The organism is Pseudomonas sp. CFBP 8772 (genome assembly GCF_014841665.1).
In the GTDB taxonomy this organism is placed as follows: Bacteria; Pseudomonadota; Gammaproteobacteria; order Pseudomonadales; family Pseudomonadaceae; genus Aquipseudomonas; species Aquipseudomonas graminis_B.
On sequence record NZ_JACYUI010000004.1, the window covers coordinates 297161 to 324009 of the forward strand.

At 58.0% G+C, this 26849-nt stretch carries 29 protein-coding genes, 1 tRNA gene and 1 pseudogene; 13 read left to right on the forward strand and 18 right to left on the reverse strand.

The features are described from left to right. Nucleotides 1–12: 12 nt before the first annotated feature. The 9 genes from fdx to trmJ all read right to left on the reverse strand — a co-directional run bounded on the left by fdx (nucleotide 13) and on the right by trmJ (nucleotide 7116). Nucleotides 13–354, reverse strand: coding sequence for an ISC system 2Fe-2S type ferredoxin (gene fdx / locus IFT99_RS11265; protein WP_065990018.1), 342 nt, complete (start codon nucleotides 352–354; stop codon nucleotides 13–15). Nucleotides 355–357: 3 nt separating this feature from the next. After that, a complete protein-coding gene (hscA, locus tag IFT99_RS11270) occupies nucleotides 358–2220 on the reverse strand; it encodes a Fe-S protein assembly chaperone HscA (RefSeq protein WP_192132321.1) in 1863 nt (620 codons plus the stop codon). A gap of 48 nt (nucleotides 2221–2268) precedes the next feature. After that, complete coding sequence (gene hscB, locus IFT99_RS11275) at nucleotides 2269–2787, reverse strand: co-chaperone HscB (protein ID WP_065990020.1); 519 nt, start codon at nucleotides 2785–2787, stop codon at nucleotides 2269–2271. Nucleotides 2788–2795: 8 nt separating this feature from the next. Further along, nucleotides 2796–3119, reverse strand: coding sequence for an iron-sulfur cluster assembly protein IscA (gene iscA / locus IFT99_RS11280; protein WP_065990022.1), 324 nt, complete (start codon nucleotides 3117–3119; stop codon nucleotides 2796–2798). Nucleotides 3120–3170: 51 nt separating this feature from the next. Then, nucleotides 3171–3557, reverse strand: a complete 387-nt coding sequence (iscU, locus tag IFT99_RS11285) for a Fe-S cluster assembly scaffold IscU (protein WP_062383507.1) — start codon at nucleotides 3555–3557, stop codon at nucleotides 3171–3173. Between the two features lie 86 nt (nucleotides 3558–3643). Beyond that, the gene (locus IFT99_RS11290) at nucleotides 3644–4858 is read right to left on the reverse strand and encodes an IscS subfamily cysteine desulfurase (protein ID WP_065990024.1); all 1215 of its coding nucleotides are present in this window, start codon (nucleotides 4856–4858) and stop codon (nucleotides 3644–3646) included. Nucleotides 4859–4902: 44 nt separating this feature from the next. Continuing rightward, nucleotides 4903–5394 (reverse strand): Fe-S cluster assembly transcriptional regulator IscR, encoded by a 492-nt coding sequence (gene iscR / locus IFT99_RS11295; protein WP_065990026.1) that lies wholly within the window; start codon nucleotides 5392–5394, stop codon nucleotides 4903–4905. Between the two features lie 166 nt (nucleotides 5395–5560). Continuing rightward, a complete protein-coding gene (gene cysE, locus IFT99_RS11300; protein WP_192132323.1) occupies nucleotides 5561–6343 on the reverse strand; it encodes a serine O-acetyltransferase in 783 nt (260 codons plus the stop codon). Further along, nucleotides 6343–7116: a tRNA (cytosine(32)/uridine(32)-2'-O)-methyltransferase TrmJ gene (gene trmJ, locus IFT99_RS11305; protein WP_065990030.1), complete on the reverse strand. Its 774-nt coding sequence runs from the start codon at nucleotides 7114–7116 to the stop codon at nucleotides 6343–6345. Before trmJ ends, cysE begins: the two co-directional genes overlap by 1 nt. Before the next feature lie 235 nt (nucleotides 7117–7351). On the opposite strand from trmJ, the gene suhB reads away from it, so the two are divergent. After that, on the forward strand, nucleotides 7352–8167 hold the full coding sequence (gene suhB, locus IFT99_RS11310; RefSeq protein ID WP_065990032.1) for a type III secretion system regulator SuhB: 816 nt from the start codon (nucleotides 7352–7354) through the stop codon (nucleotides 8165–8167). 118 nt (nucleotides 8168–8285) lie between these two features. Here suhB and IFT99_RS11315 read toward each other — a convergent pair whose 3' ends face one another. From IFT99_RS11315 to queA, 6 genes are all read right to left on the reverse strand, one after another. Then, the gene (locus IFT99_RS11315) at nucleotides 8286–8831 is read right to left on the reverse strand and encodes a glycine zipper 2TM domain-containing protein (RefSeq protein ID WP_065990034.1); all 546 of its coding nucleotides are present in this window, start codon (nucleotides 8829–8831) and stop codon (nucleotides 8286–8288) included. Between the two features lie 118 nt (nucleotides 8832–8949). Beyond that, on the reverse strand, nucleotides 8950–9861 hold the full coding sequence (gene secF, locus IFT99_RS11320; protein WP_192132324.1) for a protein translocase subunit SecF: 912 nt from the start codon (nucleotides 9859–9861) through the stop codon (nucleotides 8950–8952). A gap of 9 nt (nucleotides 9862–9870) precedes the next feature. Beyond that, the gene (gene secD / locus IFT99_RS11325; RefSeq protein ID WP_192132326.1) at nucleotides 9871–11739 is read right to left on the reverse strand and encodes a protein translocase subunit SecD; all 1869 of its coding nucleotides are present in this window, start codon (nucleotides 11737–11739) and stop codon (nucleotides 9871–9873) included. 62 nt (nucleotides 11740–11801) lie between these two features. Next, nucleotides 11802–12140, reverse strand: a complete 339-nt coding sequence (yajC, locus tag IFT99_RS11330) for a preprotein translocase subunit YajC (protein WP_037012510.1) — start codon at nucleotides 12138–12140, stop codon at nucleotides 11802–11804. Between the two features lie 53 nt (nucleotides 12141–12193). Next, entirely contained in the window at nucleotides 12194–13309 is a 1116-nt protein-coding gene (gene tgt, locus IFT99_RS11335) for a tRNA guanosine(34) transglycosylase Tgt (protein ID WP_167355804.1), read from the reverse strand. A gap of 14 nt (nucleotides 13310–13323) precedes the next feature. Further along, the gene (queA, locus tag IFT99_RS11340; protein ID WP_192132328.1) at nucleotides 13324–14403 is read right to left on the reverse strand and encodes a tRNA preQ1(34) S-adenosylmethionine ribosyltransferase-isomerase QueA; all 1080 of its coding nucleotides are present in this window, start codon (nucleotides 14401–14403) and stop codon (nucleotides 13324–13326) included. A 108-nt stretch (nucleotides 14404–14511) separates the two neighbouring features. Between queA and IFT99_RS11345 the strand changes: the two genes are divergently transcribed. The 12 genes and pseudogenes from IFT99_RS11345 to IFT99_RS11400 all read left to right on the forward strand — a co-directional run bounded on the left by IFT99_RS11345 (nucleotide 14512) and on the right by IFT99_RS11400 (nucleotide 24887). Further along, nucleotides 14512–14596, forward strand: a tRNA-Leu gene (locus IFT99_RS11345). Between the two features lie 339 nt (nucleotides 14597–14935). Beyond that, nucleotides 14936–16384, forward strand: coding sequence for an OmpA family protein (locus tag IFT99_RS11350; protein WP_192132331.1), 1449 nt, complete (start codon nucleotides 14936–14938; stop codon nucleotides 16382–16384). 39 nt (nucleotides 16385–16423) lie between these two features. After that, nucleotides 16424–18031: a hypothetical protein gene (locus tag IFT99_RS11355; protein ID WP_065990046.1), complete on the forward strand. Its 1608-nt coding sequence runs from the start codon at nucleotides 16424–16426 to the stop codon at nucleotides 18029–18031. A 1-nt stretch (nucleotide 18032) separates the two neighbouring features. Next, nucleotides 18033–18869 (forward strand): hypothetical protein, encoded by an 837-nt coding sequence (locus tag IFT99_RS11360; RefSeq protein ID WP_192132333.1) that lies wholly within the window; start codon nucleotides 18033–18035, stop codon nucleotides 18867–18869. 371 nt (nucleotides 18870–19240) lie between these two features. Then, nucleotides 19241–20080 carry a hypothetical protein gene (locus tag IFT99_RS11365; RefSeq protein ID WP_192132335.1) on the forward strand — a complete coding sequence of 280 codons (840 nt, stop codon included), beginning with the start codon at nucleotides 19241–19243 and terminating at the stop codon, nucleotides 20078–20080. A 2-nt stretch (nucleotides 20081–20082) separates the two neighbouring features. After that, a pseudogene (locus IFT99_RS26300) lies at nucleotides 20083–20364 on the forward strand (chorismate mutase); the annotation flags it as partial. 286 nt (nucleotides 20365–20650) lie between these two features. Next, on the forward strand, nucleotides 20651–21139 hold the full coding sequence (locus tag IFT99_RS11375; RefSeq protein ID WP_083233142.1) for an Hcp family type VI secretion system effector: 489 nt from the start codon (nucleotides 20651–20653) through the stop codon (nucleotides 21137–21139). 55 nt (nucleotides 21140–21194) lie between these two features. Continuing rightward, nucleotides 21195–21695, forward strand: a complete 501-nt coding sequence (locus tag IFT99_RS11380; RefSeq protein WP_065990048.1) for a type VI secretion system amidase effector protein Tae4 — start codon at nucleotides 21195–21197, stop codon at nucleotides 21693–21695. After that, nucleotides 21695–22123 (forward strand): type VI secretion system amidase immunity protein Tai4, encoded by a 429-nt coding sequence (locus IFT99_RS11385; protein ID WP_192132337.1) that lies wholly within the window; start codon nucleotides 21695–21697, stop codon nucleotides 22121–22123. Before IFT99_RS11380 ends, IFT99_RS11385 begins: the two co-directional genes overlap by 1 nt. A 254-nt stretch (nucleotides 22124–22377) precedes the next feature. Further along, a complete protein-coding gene (locus tag IFT99_RS11390; protein ID WP_192132339.1) occupies nucleotides 22378–23001 on the forward strand; it encodes a DedA family protein in 624 nt (207 codons plus the stop codon). A 67-nt stretch (nucleotides 23002–23068) separates the two neighbouring features. Continuing rightward, nucleotides 23069–23854 carry a transporter substrate-binding domain-containing protein gene (locus tag IFT99_RS11395; protein ID WP_192132341.1) on the forward strand — a complete coding sequence of 262 codons (786 nt, stop codon included), beginning with the start codon at nucleotides 23069–23071 and terminating at the stop codon, nucleotides 23852–23854. Nucleotides 23855–23900: 46 nt separating this feature from the next. Next, on the forward strand, nucleotides 23901–24887 hold the full coding sequence (locus IFT99_RS11400) for an ATPase (RefSeq protein ID WP_192132342.1): 987 nt from the start codon (nucleotides 23901–23903) through the stop codon (nucleotides 24885–24887). A gap of 80 nt (nucleotides 24888–24967) precedes the next feature. Here IFT99_RS11400 and cyoE read toward each other — a convergent pair whose 3' ends face one another. Genes cyoE through IFT99_RS11415 form a run of 3 tightly spaced genes read right to left on the reverse strand, consistent with a single transcriptional unit; the run spans nucleotide 24968 to nucleotide 26849 of the window. Further along, on the reverse strand, nucleotides 24968–25858 hold the full coding sequence (cyoE, locus tag IFT99_RS11405; RefSeq protein WP_192132344.1) for a heme o synthase: 891 nt from the start codon (nucleotides 25856–25858) through the stop codon (nucleotides 24968–24970). Nucleotides 25859–25868: 10 nt separating this feature from the next. Then, on the reverse strand, nucleotides 25869–26216 hold the full coding sequence (gene cyoD / locus IFT99_RS11410; protein ID WP_065990055.1) for a cytochrome o ubiquinol oxidase subunit IV: 348 nt from the start codon (nucleotides 26214–26216) through the stop codon (nucleotides 25869–25871). After that, nucleotides 26217–26849 (reverse strand): cytochrome o ubiquinol oxidase subunit III, encoded by a 633-nt coding sequence (locus tag IFT99_RS11415; RefSeq protein WP_192132347.1) that lies wholly within the window; start codon nucleotides 26847–26849, stop codon nucleotides 26217–26219.

Sequence of the window (26849 nt, forward strand, 5' to 3'; positions counted from 1 at the left end):
ACAGCTTCTCGATCAGTGCGGCGCTTCGGCAGCGTGGTTAAGCGAATATTTCGGGATCTCGACGGTGAGGTCTTCGGTGCCGACCTTGGCCTGACAGGCCAGACGGGACTGCGCTTCCAGCCCCCACGCACGGTCAAGATAGTCCTCTTCCAGCTCGTCCGCTTCTTCGAGGGAGTTGAAGCCCGCACGAATGATGCAGTGGCAGGTGGTGCAGGCGCAGACGCCGCCGCATGCGCTTTCGATCTCGATGTGGTGGTCGTGGGCGAGTTCCAGAATCGACTTGCCGACTTCGGCCTCGACAACCATCCCGTCCGGGCAATGCTCGGCGTGTGGCAGAAATGTAACCTGCGGCATCAGTTATTCCTCAATCTCATTCAGGTTGCGCCCTGACAGCGCGGCTTTCACCGTCGAGTCCAGGCGGCGGGCGGCGAACGCATCGGTCACCTGCGACAGACGCTTGGTCTGCTGCTCGATGGCCGGACCGTCATCGCCCTTCATCAATTCACGAAGTTCTTCCATCTGCAGGTCGATCACCATGCGCTCTTCGGCATCGAGCAAGCGTTCGCCATCGGCCTGCAACGCACCTTCGACCGCTTCGAGCAAACGCTGCGCGTCGACCTGCTGCTCTCGCAGCGCGCGAGCCACCATGTCGTCACTGGCGTACTGGAACGAATCCTTCAGCATGCAGGTGATTTCACCGTCAGTCAGGCCATAAGAAGGCTTGACCTGAATGCTCGACTCCACGCCCGACGCCAGCTCGCGGGCGGACACGCTGAGCAGGCCGTCGGCGTCGACCTGAAAGGTCACGCGGATTTTCGCGGCGCCGGCGACCATCGCGGGAATGCCGCGCAGGTCAAAACGCGCCAGTGAACGGCAGTCGCTGATCAATTCACGCTCGCCTTGGAGCACGTGGATCATCATGGCCGACTGGCCGTCCTTATAAGTGGTGAACTCCTGGGCGCGGGCCACCGGGATCGTGGTGTTGCGCGGAATGACCTTCTCCATCAGTCCGCCCATGGTCTCCAGCCCCAGGGACAACGGGATCACGTCGAGCAGCAACAGCTCGCCGCCATCGCGCTTGTTACCTGCCAGGGTATCGGCCTGAATCGCAGCGCCGATGGCGACTACCTGATCGGGGTCGATCTCGGTCAACGGCTGGCGGCCGAACAGTTCGGCCACCGCTTCGCGCACTCGCGGGACGCGGGTGGAACCACCCACCATGACCACGGCTTCGACTTCATCCAGCTCAATGCCGCAATCACGAACGGCACGACGGCAAGCTTTGAGACTGCGGGCGATCATCGGCTCAATGAGGGCATCGAATGCGGCGCGGGTCAGAACGCCCTGCCATTCGCCATGGACTACTTCCACCGAATCGGCGTCAGTCAGGGATTCCTTCGCCGCACATGCCGCCTGCATCAAGCGGCGCTGGGCAGCAGGATCGAGGTCGTCGGACAGGCCGGCTTCAGCAATGATCCAGGTTGCGATGGCGTGATCGAAATCATCACCTCCCAGCGCGCTGTCGCCACCGGTGGCCATGACTTCAAACACGCCGCCGGTGAGGCGCAGGATCGAGATGTCGAAGGTGCCGCCGCCCAGATCGTAAATCGCGACCACGCCCTCTGCGTTCTGGTCCAGCCCGTATGCCACGGCAGCCGCAGTGGGCTCGTTGAGCAGGCGCAGGACGGTGAGACCCGCCAGCTTCGCGGCGTCTTTGGTGGCCTGACGCTGAGCGTCATCGAAATAGGCGGGAACGGTGATGACCGCACCGACCAGTTCGCCACCCAGTGTTTCTTCGGCGCGCTGGCGCAGCACCTTAAGAATGTCGGCCGACACTTCGACCGGGCTCTTAGGGCCCTGCACGGTTTCAATGAACGGCATGTGGGATTCCCCACCGGTGAAGCGGTAAGGCAACTGCCCACCCAAATGCTTCACGTCGGAGATCCCGCGCCCCATGAGGCGCTTGACGGAAATAATGGTATTCAGAGGATCTGTCGCAGCCGCACCCTTGGCCGACTGGCCTACTTCGACACGATCGGCGTGATAGCGAACGGCGGACGGCAGGATGACCTGACCGTTGGCGTCGGGGAGCGGCTCACTGATGCCGCTGCGCAGGGCAGCCACCAGCGAATTGGTGGTGCCGAGGTCAATCCCGACAGCCAGGCGACGCTGATGAGGTTTTGGAGCTTGGCCGGGTTCGGCGATCTGCAGTAGAGCCATTGCTTTTCTGATATCACTGGCGAGCCGCCCCAGAAGGACGGCGCGGGGTTAATCGTCGAGGCGCTCTTCGAGCTGGCGCACTTCGTAGGAGAGCTTGTCGAGGAACTGCATGCGGCGCATCAGCCGTTCAGCCTGATCACGCTGTGCAGCATCGTCCCAACAGGCCGCGAAGCTTTCGTTCAGTTCTTCCTGGGCAACCTTCAGCCGGCGTTTGAATACCGCAACACCCGCCAGATCCGCGTCGTCCTGCAAATCTTCGAGTTCTTCGCGCCACTGCATCTGCTGCATCAGAAACTCGGGATCCTGCACAGTGACTTCCAGCGGAACTTCGCCCTTTAGCGCCAACAGGTAACGCGCCCTTTTCGGCGCATTCTTGAGCGTTTGGTAGGCGTCGTTCAGACTGGCGGAGCGCTCCAGCGCAACCCGTTGCTCAGCCTCAGGGGCATCGGCAAAACGGTCGGGGTGCACGCTCCGGGCAAGCTCACGGTAACGCGTCGCCAACAGGTCGAGGTCCAGATTGAAGCCCGGCTGCAGGTCGAATAAAGCAAAGTGACAAGGAGTACCCACAATAAGCCTCAGACGTTGAAGCTTTCGCCGCAGCCACATTCACCGCGCGAGTTGGGATTGTTGAACTTGAAGCCTTCGTTCAACCCTTCCTTGACGAAATCGAGCTCGGTGCCGTCAAGGTAGACCAGGCTCTTGGGATCGATGATCACCTTGACCCCGTGATACTCGAACACCGTGTCTTCGCTTTCCGGCTCATCGACGAACTCGAGCACGTAGGCAAGCCCGGAACAACCGGTCGTGCGAACGCCCAGACGAATGCCGTCACCCTTGCCGCGCCCATCGAGGGAGCGGCGTACATGGTTGGCGGCCGCTTCGGTCATGCTGATAGCCATCGGAACTCCTTACCTCACGCAAGTTACTTAACGCAGCGGAACAGACTCTGCTCAGAGCAGGCCTTTCTTCTGCTTGTAGTCGCGAACGGCCGCCTTGATGGCGTCTTCAGCGAGCACGGAGCAGTGGATTTTCACTGGCGGCAGGGCCAGTTCTTCAGCCAGTTGAGTATTTTTGATGGTCTCTGCTTCATCCAGAGTCTTGCCCTTCATCCACTCGGTGGCCAGGGAGCTCGACGCGATGGCAGAGCCGCAGCCGTAGGTTTTGAACTTGGCGTCTTCAATGATGCCCTGCTCGTTCACCTTGATCTGCAGACGCATAACGTCGCCGCAAGCCGGCGCGCCGACCATGCCGGTGCCGACATCAGGGTCTTCCGCGTTCATCTTGCCGACGTTGCGGGGATTCTCGTAGTGGTCAATGACCTTTTCGCTGTAAGCCATGGTGCAATTCCTCATCAGTTACAACACGTCGCTCTCGCGGCACTCGGAAGCTGTTTTCAAAGTGCCGCAGGTGTGGCGACTTTGAATTAATGCGCCGCCCACTCGATCTTGGAGATGTCGACGCCGTCTTTGAACATGTCCCACAGCGGCGACAAGGCGCGCAGCTTGGTCACTGCCTCGCAGACTTTCTGCGCGGCGTAGTCGATCTCTTCCTCAGTGGTGAAGCGACCGAAGGTGAAACGGATCGAGCTGTGTGCCAGCTCGTCGTTACGGCCCAGGGCGCGCAGCACGTAGGAAGGCTCCAGGGAAGCCGAGGTGCACGCGGAGCCGGACGAAACCGCCAGGTCCTTGAGCGCCATGATCAGCGACTCGCCCTCTACATAGTTGAAGCTCAGGTTGAGGTTGTGCGGCACACGGGCAGTCATGCTGCCGTTGATGTACAACTCTTCCAAGTGCGCAACCTGCTGATAGAAGCGATCGCTCAAGGCTTTGATGCGAACGTTCTCTGCAGCCATGTCTTCTTTGGCCACACGGAAGGCTTCACCCATACCGACGATCTGGTGCGTCGCCAGCGTACCGGAACGCATGCCACGCTCGTGACCGCCACCGTGCATTTCGGCTTCGATGCGAACACGTGGCTTGCGGCTGACCCACAATGCACCAATACCCTTCGGACCGTAAGTCTTGTGGGCCGAGAACGACATCAGATCAACTTTGAGGTTGGCCAGGTTGATTTCAACTTTGCCAGTAGCCTGTGCTGCATCGACGTGGAAGAGCACACCGCGGGAACGGGTCATCTCGCCGATGGCAGCGATATCGTTGACCGTACCAATTTCGTTGTTGACGTGCATGATCGAGACCAGAACGGTGTCGTCGCGCATCACTGCTTCGATCATGGCCGGCGTGATCAGGCCATCTTCGGTCGGTTCGAGGTAGGTGACTTCAAAGCCTTCACGCTCAAGCTGACGCATGGTGTCGAGCACGGCTTTGTGTTCGATTTTGCTGGTGATCAGGTGCTTGCCTTTGGAGGCATAGAAATGCGCAGCGCCTTTGATCGCGAGGTTGTTGGACTCGGTAGCACCGGAAGTCCAGACGATTTCGCGTGGGTCGGCATTGACCAGATCGGCAACCTGACGGCGGGCGTTCTCGACCGCTTCTTCGGCCTTCCAGCCAAACACGTGGGAGCGCGACGCCGGGTTACCGAAGTTGCCATCAACCAGAAGGCAGTCGCTCATTTTCTGCGCAACACGCGGGTCGACCGGGGTCGTCGCGGAATAATCGAGGTAAATTGGCAATTTCATTGAATATCTCCTATCGGGCAGGCGCGCCGCGCGTTCATCTGCGTTCACTCAACGGCGGATGTTTCAATCTTGTCCAGTGGCTGCGTCTTGCTACCGCAACGGCGCAGATCCTGACGTTGGGCGACTTCTTGCACTTCACGGCGAGTGACGAGGTCGGCCAAGCTGATACCGCTTAGAAACTCGTGAATTTGCTGACTGAGGTCACACCACAAGTGGTGGGTCAGACAGGTGTCACCGGCATGGCAATCACCGAGCCCCTGGCAGCGCGTCGCGTCAACCGATTCGTTGACCGCGTCGATCACCTGCGCCACCTGAATGCCCTGCATTTGACGGGCCAGCTGATAACCGCCGCCGGGCCCACGCACGCTGGAGACCAGATTGCCGCGGCGCAGCTTGGCGAACAGTTGCTCGAGGTAGGAAAGGGAAATCCCTTGCCGCTCGGAGATATCGGCCAGGGACACTGGCCCATGCTGCGCATGCAATGCCAGGTCGAGCATGGCAGTGACAGCGTATCGGCCTTTTGTAGTCAGTCGCATGACGTGTACCGCGGAGGTTCGGAATGAGGGCGAGTATGCTATTCCCGAGTATTTAAGTCAACTATAAGACCTAGCGGAACAGTCGGGATTACCCGCAAAAGCGCGGCGGCATCATAGCAAAACACGCCGGGATTGGCACATGCTCGACCTGAGGGCGCGCGCTGACTTATTCCCGGGGCGCATTAACCTCGCAACGCTCTTTCATGCAGTCGAAGACTTCCTGACGCAGCTCGGGCAGCTCTTTTTCGCGATACTCGCCGCCCAGGCTTTTCAATGCCTTGCCCATGTCCTCCACGCGCACGTCCATCGCTTGCAGGTGATCGAGCAACTGGCCGATCGCGCGTGCCACCGGATCAGGCATGTCCTCACCAACGCCATACGCATCGAAGCCGAGCTTTTCGGCGATCGCCTTGCGCTTCGCTTCGGCCTCGTCGTCAGACTTGACGATGATCCGCCCCGGAATGCCCACCACCGTTGCACCCGCCGGCACAGGCTTGGTCACCACCGCGTTGGAGCCGACCTTTGCCCCGGCGCCCACGGTGAACGGTCCGAGCACCTTGGCGCCCGCGCCGACAACCACGCCGGACTCCAAAGTAGGATGGCGCTTGCCCTTGTTCCAGCTGGTGCCGCCCAGGGTCACGCCCTGATAGAGCGTCACGTCATCGCCAATCTCGGCGGTCTCGCCGATCACAATGCCCATGCCGTGATCGATGAAAAAGCGCCGACCGACTTTCGCACCCGGGTGAATCTCTATCCCGGTGAGCCAGCGACCGAAGTTGGAGACCATGCGCGCCGGCCATTTCAGTTCGTTGCGCCACAACCAGCCAGACAGCCGATGCAGCCAGATCGCGTGCATGCCGGGGTAGCAGGTCAGCACTTCAAAGGCATTTCGAGCCGCCGGGTCACGATGAAACACGCTTTGAATGTCTTCCCGCAAACGCTCGAACATTACTGATCCTTCCGCTTATAGGGTTCACCGGTGGCCGCTTTCTGGGTCTCGGTGAGGATGCCGCGCAAGATGCTCATCTCGGATCGATTGACCGCAGAGCGGCCGTACAGACGACGTAACCGCGCCATCAGGTGACGAGGCTTCTCGGGATCAAGGAAGCCAATGGCAACCAGCGTGGACTGGAGATGCTCATAGAATTTTTCCATCTCATCCATGGTCGCCAGCTCGGTACTTCGCACCGAATTGACTTCGAACTTCTCCACCTTACTCGCTTGACCGTCGGCCGCGAGCCAGGCCATGCGGGTTTCGTAACTCAACACCTGCACAGCGGCGGCCAGATTCAACGAGCTGAATTCCGGGTCTGATGGGATGTGTACGTGGTAATGGCAGCGCTGCAACTCTTCATTGGTGAGGCCGGCGTATTCACGACCGAACACCAGTGCGATCTCCTCGCCCAGCGCGGCGTGCTCAACGGTTTTGACGCCCGCTTCACGAGGGTCGAGCAGCGGCCAGGGAATGCGGCGGTCCCGGGCGCTAGTGCCCAACACCAGATTGCAGCCTACCAGCGCATCTTCCAGCGTCGCCACGACCTGCGCACCTTCCAGAATATCGCCCGCGCCAGACGCCCGTGCATCGGCCTCATGGTGGGGAAACATGGCGGGATCAACCAGCACCAGACGTGAAAGGCCCATGTTTTTCATGGCACGTGCGGCGCCACCGATATTTCCGGGATGGCTGGTACCGACCAGGACGACACGAATTTTTTGCAGCACTGGTGAAGTCTCGCTAGCAGGTGAAAAGGGGGACGAATGTTACAGAAGCACTTGCTGCAACGCCACGAACCTTGCGCCTCACGCGCCGGATACGCCACTAAAAGGAGACAGGGCACCCCCGACCTCGTCGCGCCAAGCCGACCGGCCGCGCGGCAAAGTCTGCACTCGCGCTGGAAATCATCCAAGAGAACCAATAGAATGGCCGGCTCTCTTTAACGACCTAGGTGATCCATCCATGCAGCCCATGCTGAATATCGCGCTGCGCGCCGCCCGCAGCGCCAGCGAATTGATTTTCCGCTCCATCGAGCGCCTGGATACCATCAAGGTCGACGAAAAAGACGCGAAAGATTACGTGACCGAAATCGATCGCGCCGCCGAGCAGAGCATCATTACCGCACTGCGCAAGGCGTATCCAACCCACGGCATCCTTGGCGAAGAAAGCGGCCTGCATGAAGGCAGCGGCGAAGGTACCGACTACCTCTGGATCATCGATCCACTCGACGGCACCACCAACTTCGTGCGCGGCGTTCCCCACTTCGCCGTCAGCATCGCGTGCAAATACCGCGGTCGCCTGGAACACGCCGTTGTTCTGGACCCGGTCCGTCAGGAAGAATTCACCGCCAGCCGTGGTCGTGGCGCTGCCCTGAACGGCCGCCGTCTGCGCGTTAGCCCGCGCAAGAGCCTTGAAGGCGCACTGCTCGGCACCGGTTTTCCGTTCCGCGAAAACCAGCTCGATAACCTCGATAACTACATGAACATGTTCCGTTCGCTGGTGGGCCAGACGGCCGGTATCCGTCGCGCCGGCGCCGCAAGCCTGGACCTGGCTTACGTGGCTGCGGGCCGTTTCGACGCGTTCTGGGAATCGGGCCTGTCGGAATGGGACATGGCCGCAGGCGCCCTGCTCATTCAGGAAGCAGGCGGACTGGTCAGCGATTTCAACGGCGGTCACGACTTCCTTGAAAAAGGTCACATCGTTGCTGGCAACACCAAATGCTTCAAAGCAGTGCTGACGTCGATCGCTCCATTTGTGCCGACTTCGCTGAAGCGTTAAGCCCAGCACGCTGTACAAGAGAACCGGCCATGTGCCGGTTTTTTTGTACCCTTGAGTCTCATGACACCGGCAACAAAAAAGCACCCGAAGGTGCTTTTTTGAGGAACGGTTAGTGCTATCACTGGCCCGCTTGGCTCAACTCCAGCTGACCTTCCTTGTTGACAGGGATCTGACTGCCCGGATCGCGATCCATACGCACCTGCCCGACTTTGTCGTTGAGCTTGTACTTCACGTTGTAGCCGACGACTTTATCGCTGATGTCATTGACGGTATTGCAGCGCGACTCGGTGGTGGTGTAAGTGTCGCGGTTCTGCATGCCTTCCTGAACCTTGTTACCGGCGTAACCCCCGCCGACCGCACCGGCGACCGTGGCAATCTTCTTGCCATTACCGCCACCCACCTGGTTGCCGAGCAGGCCACCGGCTACGGCACCGATGACACTCCCCACGATCTGATGCTCGTCCTTCACCGGCGCTCGGTGAGTGACTGCAACATCTTTGCAGACTTGCCGCGGGGTTTTGATTTGTTCTTTAACAGGCTCGACGGCAAGTACGTCTGCGTACTCTGGGCCGCTTTGTTTTACGAGGCTATAGGTGGCCAAAGCACCACCGGCGGTAACACCGACGGCACCCAATACTGCACCAATAAGCAACGACTTGTTCACGTGAACCTCCTGACGATATTCAGCGCGATTGCTCGCGCTACTCCCAGCCTTGGAGCACAAAAAAAGGCGCGAGTTCACACTCGCGCCTTTTCAGGTGATGGCCGGTTACCATTACTGGTTACGGACGGTCATCCACCTTGTCGACCGTGACCGGTGGCAGCAAGTCTTCGCTGCGCAGGTTCAGCCAGATCAGCACCACGTTGGCGATGTAGATCGACGAGTACGTACCTGCCAGAACACCGATGAACAGTGCCACCGAGAACCCGTGCAGGCTATCGCCGCCAAAGATCCACAGCGCGACGATCGCCAGCAATGTGGAGATCGAGGTGGCCATGGTCCGCAGCAAGGTCTGCGTGGTGGAGATGTTGATGTTCTCGATCAGCGAAGCCTTGCGCAGCAGACGGAAGTTCTCGCGAACCCGGTCGAATACCACAATGGTGTCGTTGAGCGAGTAACCAATGATCGCCAATACAGCGGCCAGAACGGTCAGGTCGAAGGTCACCTGGAAGAACGACAGAATGCCCATCGTCACCACCACGTCGTGGATCAGCGAGATGATCGCCCCCACCGCGAACTTCCACTGGAAACGGAAAGCCAGGTAGACGAGAACGCCGCCCATTGCCAGCAGCATGCCGAGGCCACCCTGGTCGCGCAGCTCTTCACCCACCTGCGGACCGACGAACTCGACGCGTTTGACGGTCACCGGGTTATCGGCGCCTGTCTTGCGCAGCGCTTCAGCAACCTGAGTGCCCAGCTGCGGGTCTTCACCCGGCATACGAACGAGCAGATCGGTGGTCGCACCGAAGCTTTGCACGACCGCTTCGGTATAACCCGACGTAACCAGCTCTTCGCGCACTTTGTGCAGATCGGCAGGGCGCTCGTAGGTCAGCTCGATCAGCGTACCGCCGGTGAAATCCAGACCGAAGTTCAGCCCTTTATAGAACCAGCTGAACAACGCCAGAACGGTAAGAAGCATGGTAATGGCGAACGCAATGTTGCGAACGCCCATGAAGTTGATCGTACGTTTCATGGCAGCCCCTTAAATCCACAACTTCTTGAAGTCACGACCGCCAAAGATCAGGTTGACCATTGCGCGGGTCACCATGATGGCTGTGAACATCGAGGTAAAGATCCCGAGGGACATGGTGACCGCAAAACCCTTCACCGGGCCGGTGCCCATCGCGAAGAGAATGCCGCCGACCAGCAGCGTCGTCAGGTTGGCGTCGAGGATCGCGGTATACGCGCGGTCGAAGCCCTCGTTGATTGCACGCTGAACCGTCATGCCATTGGCGATCTCTTCACGAATCCGCGAGAAGATCAGCACGTTGGCATCGACCGCCATACCCATCGTCAAGACGATGCCGGCGATGCCTGGCAGGGTCAGCGTTGCACCCAGCAGCGACATCAGCGCCAGCAGCATGACCATGTTGAAGGCCAGTGCCACGGTAGCGATCAGACCGAAGAAACGGTAGATAGCGAGGATGAACAGCGAGACGAACAGCATGCCCCAGAGGGATGCATCGATACCCTTGGTGATGTTGTCGGCACCCAGGCTCGGGCCGATGGTGCGCTCTTCAGCGAAGTACATCGGTGCAGCCAGACCACCGGCACGCAGCAGCAGCGCCAGCTCGGACGACTCACCTGCGCCGTTCAGGCCGGTGATGCGGAATTGAGCACCCAGCGGCGACTGAATGGTCGCCAGGCTGATGATCTTCTTCTCTTCCTTGAACGTCTGGACCGGCACGTCTTTTTCGACGCCGTTGACCATTTGCTTGGTGTAGGTGGTGGTCGGCTTCTGCTCGATGAAGATCACCGCCATGCTGCGACCGACGTTCGCGCGGGTTGCGCGGCTCATCAGATCGCCACCATGGCCGTCCAGCTTGATGTTCACCTGAGGACGGCCGTGCTCGTCAAAGCCAGCCTTGGCGTCGGTTACCTGGTCACCGGTGATGATCAGACCACGCTCGACCGGCGCCGCAGGACGACCGCCTTCGCGGAATTCGAACATCTCGGTGGTGGCTTTGCTGTCGTCGGGACCTGCGCCCAGACGGAACTCAAGGTTGGCCGTCTTGCCGAGGATACGCTTGGCTTCGGCGGTGTCCTGAACACCTGGCAGCTCGACCACGATGCGGTTGGCGCCCTGACGCTGAACCAGCGGCTCGGCGACGCCCAGCTCGTTGACCCGGTTACGCACGGTGGTCAGGTTTTGCTTGATCGAGTATTCGCGGATTTCAGCGATCTTGGCTGGCGTCATGGCCAGACGCAGGATCGGCATCTCGCCGCGATCGCTCGTGGTGATATCGAAATCGGTGTAGTCCTTACGGATCAGCGCACGGGCCTGTTCGCGGGCATCAGCATCGCTGAAGCCCAGCTGGATGGCGCCGTTGTCCTGCGGCAGGCTGCGATAACGCACTTTTTCTTTGCGCAGCAGGCTCTTCACTTCGCCTTCGTAGACATTCAGACGCGCACTGAGCGCTTTGTCCATGTCGACTTCAAGCAGGAAGTGCACGCCGCCGGACAGGTCGAGACCCAGCTTCATCGGCGTAGCGCCAATGCTGCGCAGCCATTTTGGCGTGGTCTGAGCCAGGTTGAGCGCGACAACGTAATCGTCGCCCAGCGCCTTGCGTGCGACATCTTTGGCTGGCAGCTGGTCTTCCTGTTTGGTCAGACGCAACAAACCGCCCTTGCCATTCTCGGCCAGAGAAGCGCCCTTGACCGCGATGCCAGCATCGGTAAGCGCCTTGCTTACGCGATCCAGATCAGCCTGATTGACCTGCAGCGCAGTGCTTGCGCCCGTGACTTGGATAGCCGGGTCATCAGGGTAGAGATTGGGTGCGGAATAAATAAAACCGATCACCAGCACTGCCAGGATCAGGATGTATTTCCACAGAGGGTATTTGTTCAACATCACGCCGCCTGCTTATAACGCGGGGCGCCTTGCGCGCCCCGTCGATTGGTAAAAGACTGGAATCAGATGGCTTTCAGAGTGCCCTTGGGCAGGGTGGCAGCGATTGCGCCCTTCTGGATTTTCAGCTCTACGGTGTCGGACACTTCGATAACAACGAAGTCATCAGTCACTTTGTTGATCTTGCCTGCGATACCGCCGGTAGTGACGACTTCATCACCCTTCTGCAAGTTGCCCAGCAAGTTCTTTTGCTCTTTGGCGCGCTTGGCCTGTGGACGCCAGATCATCAGATAGAAGATGACCAGAAAGCCGACCAGGAAAATCCACTCGAAACCGCCGCCCATAGGGCCTGCAGCGGCAGGGGCAGCCGCATCCGCGAAAGCGGAAGAGATGAAAAAGCTCATTTAACACTCCAGTTGCATATTTTAATAATAGGAAGCGAAAGACCGGATGTCGCTCAGTCCAGTAACGGCGTCACAAGCCCGCGTTTGGCATAGAACGTGTCGACAAAGGCGGCCAATGTACCTTGTTGAATAGCCTCGCGCAAACCAGCCATAAGCAGCTGGTAATGGCGCAAATTATGGATCGTATTGAGCATGCTACCCAGCATTTCGCCGCACTTGTCCAAGTGGTGCAGATAGGCGCGGGAGAAGTTTTTGCAGGTGTAGCAATCGCAGGTCGGATCCAGCGGCGACTCATCGTAACGATGAAACGCATTACGGATTTTCAGAACACCGGTATCGATGAACAGATGACCGTTGCGCGCATTGCGCGTAGGCATCACGCAGTCGAACATGTCGACGCCGCGGCGGACACCTTCAACCAGGTCCTCGGGCTTGCCTACACCCATAAGGTAACGAGGTTTGTCAGCCGGCATGCGGCCCGGCAGGTAGTCCAGGACCTTGATCATCTCGTCCTTGGGCTCGCCGACCGACAGGCCGCCAATCGCCAGGCCGTCAAAGTCGAGCTCACTCAAGCCTTCGAGCGAGCGCATGCGCAGGTTCTCGTGCATGCCGCCCTGAACGATGCCGAACAGCGCCGCGGTGTTTTCGCCGTGGGCGATCTTGGACCGCTTGGCCCAGCGCAGCGACAGCTCCATGGAGGTGCGCGCAACTTCTTCGTCCGCAGGATACGGCGTGCATTCGTCAAAGATCATCACGACGTCGGAACCGAGGTCGCGCTGAACCTGCATCGATTCTTCAGGCCCCATGAACACCTTTGCGCCGTCAACCGGAGAGGCGAAGGTCACGCCCTCCTCCTTGATCTTACGCATCGCGCCCAGGCTGAACACCTGAAAACCGCCGGAGTCGGTCAGAATCGGCCCTTTCCACTGCATGAAATCGTGAAGGTCGCCGTGGCCTTTGATGACTTCAGTACCCGGACGCAGCCACAGGTGGAAGGTGTTGCCGAGGATCATCTGAGCGCCGGTGGCCTCGATGTCCCGAGGCAGCATCCCCTTGACCGTGCCGTAGGTGCCGACCGGCATGAACGCAGGCGTTTCGACAACGCCGCGAGGAAAGGTCAGGCGACCGCGACGCGCTTTGCCATCGGTGGCCAGCAGCTCGAAAGACATACGACAGGTGCGACTCATGCGTGATCCTCTGGTGCCGAGTCCGTCGGGGTTGATTCCCCGGGAGCGGTCGGCGCGGGATTGCGGGTGATGAACATGGCATCCCCGTAACTGAAGAAGCGGTAACCGTGCTCCACCGCAGCCGCGTAGGCCGCCATGGTTTCGGGATAACCGGCGAATGCCGAGACCAGCATCAACAGCGTCGATTCCGGCAAATGGAAATTGGTGACCAGTGCATCGACCACATGGAACGGTCGGCCCGGGTAGATAAAGATATCGGTGTCGCCGCTGAAGGGCTTGAGCACGCCATCGCGCGCGGCACTTTCCAGCGAACGCACGCTGGTCGTGCCCACGGCGATCACCCGACCACCGCGTGCGCGGCAAGCGGCCACGGCGTCGACCACGTCCTGAGTGACTTCAAGCCACTCGTTGTGCATGTGGTGATCTTCAATGCGCTCAACGCGCACCGGCTGGAATGTCCCGGCGCCGACGTGCAGCGTCACGAATGCGGTCTCGACGCCCTTCTCGGCAATCGCGGCCATCATGGTCTGATCGAAATGCAGACCTGCCGTCGGCGCCGCGACAGCACCGGCGCGCTGGGCGTACACGGTCTGATAGCGCTCGCGATCGGCATCGTCGTCCGGGCGGTCTATATAAGGAGGCAACGGCATGTGCCCGACGCGCTCGAGCAGAGGCAGCACCGGCTCGGCGAAGCGCAGCTCGAACAACGCATCGTGGCGCGCGACCATTTCGGCCTCGCCACCGCCATCGATGAGAATCGTCGAACCCGGCTTGGGCGACTTGCTGGAGCGCACGTGGGCCAGCACACGGTCCTGATCGAGCACGCGCTCAACGAGGATTTCCAGCTTGCCGCCCGAGGCTTTCTGCCCGAACAGCCGCGCCGGAATCACCCGGGTGTTGTTGAAGACCATCAGATCGCCAGGGCGCAAATGCTCCAGCAAATCAGTGAATTGGCGGTGTGCCAGCGCGCCGCTTGGCCCGTCGAGGGTCAGCAAACGGCTGCTGCGTCGCTCCGCCAAAGGATGGCGAGCGATCAATGAATCCGGGAGCTCGAAGGTAAAGTCAGCGACACGCATGATGGGGTTCGTCTAGCAGGGCCGGGAAGTTTAGCGGAATAAGTGAAAATTGACCATGAAACATGATTGACCAACGGTAGGCTCGTCTCTATACTTCGCCGCCATTGAGCCCTGATGGCGGAATTGGTAGACGCGGCGGATTCAAAATCCGTTTTCGAAAGAAGTGGGAGTTCGATTCTCCCTCGGGGCACCAAACAGCAGCACCTTCAAGTGGTTACGTGACTTGAAGCACAGAAAAACCGGCCAGATTTGAGCCGGTTTTTTTGTGGGCGGCATTTACTAAACGGTTAAGCATCAGCATCAATCACCCCCGTCCTCAGCACATCGCCAGCCTAAGCTGATCCCCTCAGCAAAAATTCCCAAAACCAAACGGGAATGGCCCTTTGACATTGAATCCCCTGCCCCGCTGTGGTGAAATCCACCGCCTGAGAAATCGGATCCATTGAAGGCTTTTCATCACGGACGAAGACAGGCGATTGCGCCCGGTCATCACGTCCGTGCGCCTTTCGCAGTCTCACAAGGAGCGTACGCATTGAAGTCTTTTCATCCCGGCAAGCTGACGGTGCTGGCACTGGCAGTGACGCTGAGCAGTTGCGCCACGTTCGATCAGGCCGGCCGTGATTACGGCACGGCGATAGGGTGCGCAGGTGGGGCATTGCTCGGCGCGGGTTTGATCTACGCCGCCACGGGTAATGCTGGCAAAGCCGTCGCAGGCGGTGTGGTCGGCGGTGCAGCGGGTTGCGCAGTGGGCCATGTCTGGCAGAACCGTCAGCAGGAACTGCAGCGCATCGCGCAGGAAGAACACCTGAAAATGCAGATCGACACGCTGCAGGCACAGGCCCCCGCGCAGAATGGCAAACCTGCCGTGATGGCGGACGCGGGCATTGTTGCCCAGGTCGAAGATCAGGGCATGTTTCCCACGGGCAGCGACCAACTGACAGCCGATGGCCTGCGTCAGGTGCGCAAGCTCGCCAACGCGTTCAAGCCGGCGCAAGGCCAGTCCAACGCTCAGCCGCAAGCGGTTTTGGTGGTGGGGCATACCGACGCGACCGGCTCCGCAGACTTCAATCAGCAACTGTCCGAGCGTCGTGCGCGCAGTGTCGGCAAAGTCCTGGCGGAGGCCGGTATTTCCGCTCAGAGTCTGTACTTCCAGGGTGTAGGCGCAGCCCGTCCCTTGGCCGATAACACCACCACCGAAGGGCGCGCCCAGAATCGCCGTGTGGAAATCGTCCAGCTGGAGTCCACGGCGCTGCTGGAACAACGCGTTAAACAGGAGCGCAGCAACCCGCGCTATCTGGCCCATGGGACGCGCAACCAGCCCACGCCGAAAGCCAAAGTCGCTGCGTCTGCACCTCAAGCTGAGGCGCCGAAAAAATCTACCGAGCAGCCGGTTGCCGCGCTGGCCCCAAACTTCATCGATTTCGGCGGAAGCCCCGCCAGCTCGGATGTCAATCAACTGGCCCGCCTGGTCAAACCCATGGAGTCCACGGGCTTCACGCTGATCAGCAAAGCCAACGCAAGCGTGCCGGTCGCGAGCTGTGAAGCCGATCGCCCACGGGTTGCCGGCGCGGTGAAGAACCTTGCGAGCGGACAAGAACTGGCCGAGCACGAGACCACCGATTACCTGCCGGGTTACAACGGCAGAGTCTGGGCCAACAACGTCAACGGCAATCTGGTGACCATCACGCCAATCGCCGTGCTGCGCAACAACGCAGAGATTGCCAAGCAGCCTCGTATCCAACTGGTTAAAGGCTACGAACAGAACAAGAAAGGCAAAGCGACCACCCTCGCTGCTGTTGCCAACACTTTCGAAGGCCAGGACACCGTGCTCTATCGCGTGTTCATCGACGACGCTCAGGCGCCGGTGAACTGCATGGACATTGTTCTGGACAAGAACGGCGGCAAGGCAGTGGACGGCAAGTTGTTCTATGACAAAACCGGCGAGAGCTACGTCGCTAAATTCGTCCCTATTCGCACCTGAAGTCCGTAACGCTCGAGGAACAACATGGAACAGTTTTCAATGGACGCCCTGACCGCTTTTCTTGTAATGCACCGCGTGGCAGTGGGTTTGATCCTGAGCACGCTGGTGCTTCTGGTCGCCATCAGGATCTGGTGGTCGAAAGTCAGCTACTTCTATATGAACGTGGCGTACGCCCTGCCGCTCGTGGGTCGAATCAGCAGCTTGAGCAGAAAGCCGCCTATCACTGAAGCAGATGGTTGGATGGACAGCGAATCACGCCTGTGTGCCGACTATTACTCGTACTACCGAGGTTTCAACAAAAGCCCGGACTATTATGACAAGTGCCGTGATTACCTGAACAAGGTTCACGAGACCGGTCGACGGGAGAAAGGCTTCTTCATGTGGATGCTGATCATCGGCCTGATCTTCTTCGAAGCCGTTGGTTTTGCCTACGTCCTTGCGCCGTTCATGGTGCAGAACATATCCGCCAATGTCGCTGGCATGCTGGCATGGTTCACTGCCTTTCTGCTCTCTGTCGCCGCGGTATTCTTCACCGAGATGGCAGGCCGTGAGATGCACCACAGCAGCCTGATTACCAAGATTCGCACTTGGTATGAACAGTCGCGCACGCCGAGGGATCTGGAGGCGGACACCAAAGTCGATATCGACAATACCTACCGCGACGACGACGAACCCAATTACCTTAAAGTGCTTAACCGCACTGACCACAACGCACGGGTCACGCCTAAATACACGTGGACCACGGTCTGCCTGATTTATGTGCTGGCGATTGCGATTGGTGCCTTTGTCATCCGTAACTACAGCCTCAAATCGATGGAAGTTGATTTGGTCAGCAACCCGGATGCCTTCAGCCAGACTCAGTCGGGCAACACCAAACTGCCGGATTCGCCATTCGAGTTGCCGGCTGAAAGCGCGCAGGAAAACCAGACTGCCGATCAGACCTCGGCGCACGACAAAATGGAGGCCATCCGCGCTGCGTCGCTGACGACTTACATTATTCTTTCGGTCATATTCCTGGGCATTCAGGGCGTGGGCATCGTGCTGTCCAATCGATTCTCCTTCGCGGGGAAACAATCGGGGCAAGCGTGGCAATACACGCGTGGGTTCAATAACGCCGAAGAGTTTGCTGCTCACTATCAGAATCTTCGCGAACATGTCGCCCGTGATGCGCAGGCCAAACTGACAGCCTTACAAAGTCGACTGGCCAACCGCATTACCACCTCAGGCCATGAGCGAGAGCATTTGCTCAAAGGATTTGGTCACCGTAACTTCGATACATATGTCACCAAGCGCCACGAAGGTTTCCGCAAGAGCGATGACAGCCGCCTGGAGCAAGACCGTCTCAGCCGGGAGCAACGGAGTGCAGACCAGGCTCACGAGCGTGCGAGGGCAAAATCGGCTGTCACTCAACCGGCGGCGGCCGAGTTGGCAATTGCTACGCCTGCTGCCGCTCCAGAAGCGACCCCGACTGCGCTCAAGCCTACAGTCGCACTCGACCCGGACAACTTCGACGACCTGAATGACTTCGACGATGACGAACTGGCATTTCTTGCCGGCAAGTACGAAGTCACTGTCGAACAGTTGAAGAAAGTCCAGAAGCTGCAACGCATGGCTGCAAAAGCCACTCAAACACGTCAGGAGCAGTGATATGAAACGGCGCGCCTTGCTGGCAAGCACTCTCCTGTTACTGGGCACGCCGTTACTGCACGCGGCTGAGCGTAATGACCTGCCCAGTTGCTATGACTTCGCAAAACTGTCCGAATACCGACCCGCCTCCTCCGGGCGCGAGCTGATTATCATCGTCGACCAGACGGTTCAGTTGCCAAAGGACCTGAAGGACTCGACTTACAGTCATGCGCTGCGGTATGTCAAACCTGGTGACAGCGTCCGGCTGTATCAGTTTTCGGCCTACTTGCCCGGCAATTACATGAAGCTGATGTATACCGGGCAACTTGAAGACAAGCTGGACGAGAAGAAACGCGACGATATCGGCATGAACAGTTTGCGTCAGCTGGACAGCTGCCTGACCAAACAAGTCGATTTCTTCCGCAAAACGCTTGGCCAGAAACTGGTGGAAAGTTTTGCGAAGCCGGGCGAGGACATCGCCAAGAGCGAGATCTTTTTCAGCCTCAAGCAGATAGGCGAAGACATCGCCCCACGGCCTGCGCGGGAGAAGGTGGTGTTGTTGGTTTCGGACATGCTGGAGAACAGCGACTTCGGAAGCTTCTACGCCAGCAACCAGATCCGCGCCATTGACCCGGCTGCCGAGTTGAAGAAGGTCGAGCAGAAGAAACTGTTTGCGGACCTGGGCGGCGCCAAAGTCTATGTACTGGGCGCAGGTCTGGTACCTGGGACCGCCAAGAATGGCTATCGGTCGGGCAATACGGTGCAGAAGCTGGAGACCTTCTGGAGCGGGTATTTGAGCCAGTCCAATGCTCGACTGGTGAGCTTTGGGGCGCCGTCGCTGACAGTTGATTTGCAGTAGGGCGCAGGCTTTCGCGTCTACCAAGACGGGATTTGGCCGGAAAACCGCCAGATACGACGCCGCAAATCTGGCGGCGTCAACACCGGTCGCTTCCCGACTGAAGCCGGTCCCACTGACACAACGCGCGCCTTCGTAGGACTGGCTTTAGCCGGGAAGGCGCCATGTGCCATGCCGCATATCTGGTGGAGTTCATACCACCTCTTTTCAGTGCTACCCGTGACCGCTTCCGCACTTAGCCGTTTTCTCTGTAGGCAACATCCGACAAACGACTCAGAACCCTCTCTACTAGCATCACCCCGCACAGTGAGTATGATCGAACAAGGACGGCACTGAGCCAGTTTTCAACCCTCGGCTGCGCTTAAGGATAAGAGATGCAATCAGTCATTTACCGCGTGGACCTGAGCCCATGCTCGCTGGCCGAGTTCCAGCAGGATGTAGAAAAATACGCGGGCAATATCAGATGTGTCGAGTGCGAGGCAGGCGCTTGGTTTGTCAGCGGATCAACTGGTGGGCTGCGAGAGAGAGCTGCATGTTTCGCAGCGCATCACAAAGAAGGCTGCCAAATCAAAACGGTGGTGCTCGTCGTCGATGGCGAAGAGCCAGGCATTGTCGATGGTGAAGACACTGCGCACATCGTTGTGGATCTCGACAAGCGAAAACCCCAAACCATTCTGACACCGGCCCCACCCGCGACACCCCCCGTGGGATCACCTTGGGGCAGCATCCAAAAGCAATACGCAAACGCGGCCGACTATCCAGTCAATAAGTCGCTGAGACAAATCCTGTCGAAGCTGATGCGTAATCCTGACTATCCCGAAGATGAAACCAACATCAGGATAACCGCCGACAATGGGCGGGTAGTCCTTGAAGGAAGCATTCGCCGCTTGCTGTTCTCCCAATATCAACTTTCAGATATTGAGCTGGGCTCGGTGCGGCTGTTCTGGGGACAGATCAACAACGTCAACAGAAAGGAGGGTTCAGCCTGGCTCAACTGCGGCGACTATCTCAGTGAGCCAAGTATCCTGGTTCGAGATAAGGATCTGGAAGATGAGATGCTTTCGGCATTTAAGCTCAGTGGCCTTAACGATCTCGCAGGTGCACGATTCATCATCGTGGGCCACCTGTCGGGATCTCCTAAAAAGAAAATCCTGAACTTCGGCTTCGCCAAATATATCGCCTTCGTAAAATACCGGATCAAAGACGAGAATTGACTATGGTGACCTGCACACCGCTTGAAGAAGTCCGGCGGCACATCGACCACATTAACCGCGACCTTGTGTCATTGCTCGCCCGTCGTGGGAATCTGGTTAACCAAGCCGCAGCGTTTAAAAAGACGACTGCAGAGGTCAGGGCGCCCTCACGGGTTGAGGACGTCATTGCGAAAGTGCGAGCGGTCGCTGAGGAATGCGGGGCCTCAGCAGAGGTGGTGGAGAAGGTATACCGAGCGATGATTGCAGCGTTCATCGAAGAAGAGTTGTCGGCTCATGCTGCATTGAAAATGCGGTATTGCGATCTAACCACCCCAGCCGCAATACCCGCCCCATCAAAAATTCCGCGACGTCGGCCGAAGCAAGATCCCGTTAACATCAATACTTCCGGTGGTTCGGCGCACTGGCCTTGTTGCGTAAGGAGCTACTCACATCAACGATTTTCTCACTTCTTGCCGGTACGTTAGGCAAGATGATACATTGTTTAATGTGAAAGTTGGTTTTTAGCTAAAGCAACTTATCAACATTAAAGCGCTCTGACTAAACGTTATTACTGGCAAAGGGAATTCTGCAATGGCATTTGACGCATATGTAAAAATTGAAGGTATTCCAGGTGAAGCACTAGACGACAAGTACAAAGACTGCATAGAGATAACTGGATATGGTTTTGGGATGCACCAAAGCACTTCAGCTACTGCCAGTTCTTCTGGAGGCGCATCTTCAGGGCGGACTTCACTAAGCGATTTTACATTTACAAAATCCTTAGACAAGGCTAGTTGCAAAATAATCGAAGCCGTATGCTCGGGAAAACACTTGAGTCAAGTTGTTCTGATGTTGCATCGAGCAGGAGGTGACAAGCTCAAATACTTTGAAATTACATTGGAAGAGGTAATTATTTCTAATTACTCGCAAAATGCTAATGACGGTGTTCCGAGTGAAACTATTAGCCTGAACTACGGCAGGATAAAAACCACTTATACACAGCAAAGCCGCGTCGATGGTAGTGGAGCGGGCAATGTCTCAGGCGGATGGGATCGCATCAACAACAAGATCTATTCTTGACACCAGCATTTTAAATAGATATTCCATCAGTAGCTTATATTATTAAGGATGAATAATGGCTAGGCCTTTTTTTGCAGCGGCTTGGGCTGCATCGCAACAAATTTACGATCCGATCAACTCGGGACAACGGGTTGCGACATTGGTAGGGGGATATGTTGAAAAAAATATCAACAATTCAGAACCTTCCCAAAAATGGACCAACACCTGCGCTGTGCGCATGAGCTACATTTTAAATCATGCAGGCTTTATTATTCCAAAAATCCCAGGGCAGACTGTATCGGGCGGAGATCAGCGGCAATATTTTTTTCGGGTGAAGAACCTGATCACTTTCTTAGAGGCTAAGTGGGGTAAGCCGGATGTAGTTAAATACCCTCCCTCTGGCGGCGGCGCACTGGCCGGAAAAAAGGGCGTTATACTTTTTGAGGTGTCCGGCTGGGATGATGCGCAAGGTCATGCGACTTTGTTTGATGGTAATACCTGCTACGATCACTGTTACTTTAATGAGCCAGGTGTTAATTACCATACAGATCAGGCGAACTTCTGGAGCTTGAGCTGATGAGACATTTCCTGGTTTTTTTAGCTTTTATACTCACAGCGCCTCTGGCCTCCGCAACTGATCGTTCCTCGTCTCCACAAAGCATCGAGCAAAGCTACGGACGAAACTACAAGGATATGGTGCTCGCAACGTGTGTGGCGAACGCATACAAAGGTGACGAGAACGCAGCGAAAGATGCCGGCAGTAGTGCGAGCGCGTTGCGCGACTGGACGTATTACGACTTGGAAAAAAGTCCAGATGAAGTCAAAGCCTTGGTAAACAGTTATCTGGGCAGGAGTTATAAAAACCAATTAGTTGAGGCTGAGGTTAAAGGTGTCAGGTTCGACTTTTTGAAATGCCTGGATCTGTATCACAGTAAAGAACTAGACTCCCTCGCAAAGAAAATAGTGATCAATCCCAATCACACCTACAAGCAAGATAACCCTTAATTCTTGGATTGATCATGGCTTGAAGCACAAAAAACCGGCTATCTTTGAGCCGGTTTTTTTTGGGCGCGATTTGGGTCCCAGAACAATCGAAGAGCCAGGATCCAGATTTCGAGACGCGGCGCCGGAAGATTCGACTCAAAGCAAGCGAACCGATGACGACCCGCTTCGGTCGAACGCCGTGCGATGCGCCCCCAGGCGCGCACGCTGCTGGACGTTTCAGCAGGCACTCATTCACCGAAAACCACCGGCCTTCCATGTTCGAACACATCGACTTCAACTATCTGCTTTCAAACTACGGGTACTGGGCCGTGTTCATCGGCTGCCTGCTGGAGGGGGAAACGATCCTGATCCTCGGCGGACTGGCGGCACACCAGCATGTCCTGCAATGGCAGCAAGTGCTCATCTACGCCACATTGGGCGGGATGCTCGGCGATCAGATACTGTTCTGGACCGGGCGCTACTTCGGGCCACGCCTGCTGCCTCGCTTGCACCGTCAGCAGGCGACCATCGATCGCGTGTCGGACCTGATCAAGCGCTACCCCACGGCGTCCATTTTCTCGGTCCGTTTTCTCTACGGCATGCGCCTGATCGGGCCTCTGGTGATCGGCGCGAGTCGCTTGTCGCCCATCCGCTTCGCGATCATCAACCTGATCGGCGCGGCGGTCTGGGCGAGTCTGTTCCTGGCTGCGGGTTACTGGGCGGGCGGCTTCCTGGAGAACATGCTCGGCAACCTGAAACCTTATCGACTGCCGATCTTCATCGGCGTGGTCGTGGTGGGCGCGGCCGTAGCGCTGTATCGGCATCGTCGCGCGAAAACCCGGCCTGCGCGGCAAGCAGCCAAGCAAGCGAAAGACGTCCCGCCCTCCTCCGCTGGATAACGCTTCCCATCTGCGGCGACCGCCTCTATAACGGCAGACAGGCATTAGACGCAGAGGGATCGACTCGATGAACACACGCATCACCGCCGGTTTGCTGTTGAGCATGGTCAGCATCGCACAGGCTCAGGCCGCTGAGACGCCGTCGCACCTGGACACCGTCATGCAGAAGGGTCAGCTGGCCGTTTGCACGACTGGGGATTACAAGCCGTACACCTTTCTCAAGCCTGACGGCCAGTACGAAGGCATCGACATCGAGCTGGCTCAGTCGCTGGCGCAGAGCCTGGGCGTCAAGATCGAGTGGGTCCCGACCACTTGGAAAACCCTGATGCCCGACTTCACGGCCGGCAAGTGCGACATCGCCGTCGGTGGCATCTCGGTCACCCTGGAGCGACAGAAGAAGGCGGCGTTCAGCGGCACGCTGGACATCGACGGCAAGGTCCCGCTGGTGCGCTGCGAAGACGAGTCGAAGTACCAGACCCTCGAGCAGATCAATCAGCCCGGCGTTCGCTTGATCGAACCTCAGGGCGGCACCAACGAAGCGTTTGCCCACGCCTACCTGCCCAACGCCAGTCTGGCCTTCCACGACAACAAAACCATTTTCCAGCAGTTGCTCGACAAGCAGGCCGACGTGATGATCACCGACGCGTCCGAAGCGCTGTACCAACAGAAACGCATGCCCGGCTTGTGCACGGTCAATCCGTCGCACTACATGCAATACGGCGAAAAGGCCTACCTGCTGCCGCGGGATGATGTGGCCTGGAAGGCCTATGTCGATCAATGGCTGCATCTTTCAAAAGCCACCGGCGCTTACAAGAAAGTGGTCGGCGAATGGCTGGCGATGCCCAACGAGTGACCGTGCGCATGCCAGAAAGACTTCGGCACAGGACCCCGCCGTATCCATGAAAACCAACAGAACCATTACCCGCGCGTTTTGCGTCGAGCTGCAGCAAGAGCTTTCCATCGTAGCGGCGCGACGTGAGTACTTTTCTCAAGAGCCGCCTCGGGCGCGCTTCAGCTTTTTGTGCTCGTCCGAGCCGTGCCGTGCCCTGGGTGTCAAAATCACCGGGGTTCGCTATGACGTGAAGCCCCAGGAGCACCCGACCTTCGTCGCCGCGCACTACCGGGCCAACCCGAACTACGAACATCATGCCGATTGCGAATGGGTGGATGAAGCCGTCGAAACGCCGGTTGTGCAGGAAGCCGAAACTGAGGCCGAAAGCGAGCTGCGCAAGGTCAAGCGCAAGCTGGATGACTACATAGATGTCTTCGATCCGACCCCGAAGGAACGCGCAAAACCCACACCGCCGACAGATAAGCCTGACGCCGATCCGCTCGAGAGGCCCGAAGACGCCACGCCTCCCGCCGACGCGCTCAAGGCCAGACAGGACAAGCAGAACCGCACCAGCAATCTGGAGCGTTTGGTCGACAGCTTTCGTCAGGCCCAAGCCTCGTTGACCAAGGAAGAGCTTGCACTGCTGACCCTGCGCATTCCGGGTCAGGGTGAAGTGTCATTGCGCGCCTATTTTCGCCATATCAAATTCGCTCAGCTCAATGACGAGCGCCGGGTGCTGTATGGCGGCGGGCTGGTCGAGCGCTACGGGACAGGCTTCAAATTCAAGTTCTTCGATCGCCTGCAAGGCAAGTTGGTGACCTTGTACGTGTCACCCGCGCAGATGCAGGCCTACCGCTCAAGCCGCTACCTCAGCGAGCTGCTGAGCCACGCCGATGAGGTGCGCTTCTTCACGGTCTTTGCCTTGGGCACACTGGTCGCCAGCCCTTCCGGGAAAAGCGTCAGTGTGGAGATCGAAGACTTGCGCCATCTGGCCATCGTGCTTGGGCCGGCCAAGGACGCCGAGGAGGCCTCTGCGAAAGGGCCAACCAGCTAAACCAGAGACCTTATTCGGCTCGAAAAAAAACCCGGTTTCTCTCGCGAGCGACCGGGTTTTTTTACGTTTCATTCAAGAGACTAAGGCGCTGCGTATGTCACCAACAGTTCCTTAGTTACCTGAAAATCCAGCGACATGGCCACGCTCAAGGCAGTGATCGTGAAGATGGAGAACACGAACAGCTTACGTGCCCAAACCGTGTCGTCTTTGGCTTTGTAGCCGGTCCAGGCCATGTACAACCAGTACATGCCCATCGCCGCTGCAACGGCCAGATAATTGAGCCCGGCGTAACCGCCGAAGGTCAGCATCAAGGTCGCCAGCAGGAAAGCCAGGATGTAGATCAGGATGTGCCGCTTGGCGACCCGGATACCACGCTTGACCGGCAAGACCGGAATCGAGGCAGCCCGATAGTCATTGAAGCGGAAAATCGCGATGGCGTACGAGTGAGGCATCTGCCACAAGCTGAACATCACCAGCAAGGTCAACGCCGCGAGGTCGAAGGTGTTGCTGACCGCGACGTAACCGATCACCGGCGGCATCGCACCCGACAGGCTACCTACCAACGTGCCATGAACCGACCTGCGCTTCAGGTACAGGCTGTAGAAGCCGACGTAGATCACGAAGCCGATCACGGCAAACAGCGCCGCCAGTGCGTTGGCCTTGGTGTACAGCAGGCCGACGCCGACGACGCCGAGTACGGTGGCGTAGATCAGCGCCAGTTGCACTGACACCAACCCTTGCACCAGCACCCGATTCTTGGTGCGCTCCATCTTCACATCGATATCGCGATCGATGCAGTTGTTGAAAACGCAGCCAGAAGCCACCACCAGTGAAGTCCCGATCACCGCTGCCAGGAACAAGCCGATGTCGACATGTCCCTTGGACGCCAGAAAAAAGCCACCTGCCACCGAAAGCACGTTACCGAAAATGATCCCCGGTTTGGTGATTTGGATAAAGTGCTTCAGTGACATCAGGTTTTCCTCACTTCGCCATCATGGCGGTGTGAATGCTGAACATGATCCAGGTGCTCAAGCCAACGAGCAGCACGATCACAAGGCCAGCGAAGGCAAACGCGATGACGTTGTTGCGCTGTGCTGCGGAGCGGTCAAGGTGCAGGAAGTACACCAGGTGAACGATAACCTGCACGACTGCGAAGATCAGAACGACCCACAGCGTAGCCACTTTCGAAATCGTCGGGAACATCACCAGACCGAAAGGGATCGCGGTCAGGATGATCGACAGTACGAAACCGACCATGTACGACTTGAAGCTGCCGTGGGCGGCAGGTTCATGGCTGGCAGCGTCATTTGAGTGATGTGAATTCGCCATTTAAATGGTCCCCATCAGATAGACAACGGTGAACACGCAGATCCAGACGACGTCCAGGAAGTGCCAGAACAGGCTGAGCATGCTCAGGCGAGTCTGGTTAGTGCCGGTCAGACCGTGCTTGGAGACCTGATACATCATGATCGCCATCCAGATCAGGCCGCTGGTCACGTGCAGACCGTGGGTGCCGACCAGCGTGAAGAACGCCGACAGGAAACCGCTGCGGTTAGGACCGTAGCCTTCGGAGATCAGCAGGTGGAACTCGTTGATCTCCATGCCGATGAAGCCCAGGCCGAACAGGAAGGTCACGAATAACCAGCCCAGAACGCCCGACTTGTTGCCCTTGTGCATCGCCAGCATGGCGAAGCCGTAGGTGATCGAGCTGAGCAACAGGCAGGCGGTTTCGCCGAGCACGTATGGCAGCTCGAAGATATCGTGGCCCGCAGGGCCACCCGCTACGTTGTTAACCAGTACCGCGTAAATGGCGAAGATCGACGCAAACAGAATGCAGTCGGTCATCAGGTAGATCCAGAAACCGTAGATCTTCATCTCGCCGGCGTCATGGTGACCATGGTCGTGCTCGTGGTCATGACCGTGGTCGTGACCCTTCGCACCATCTAATACTAAGTTCGACAT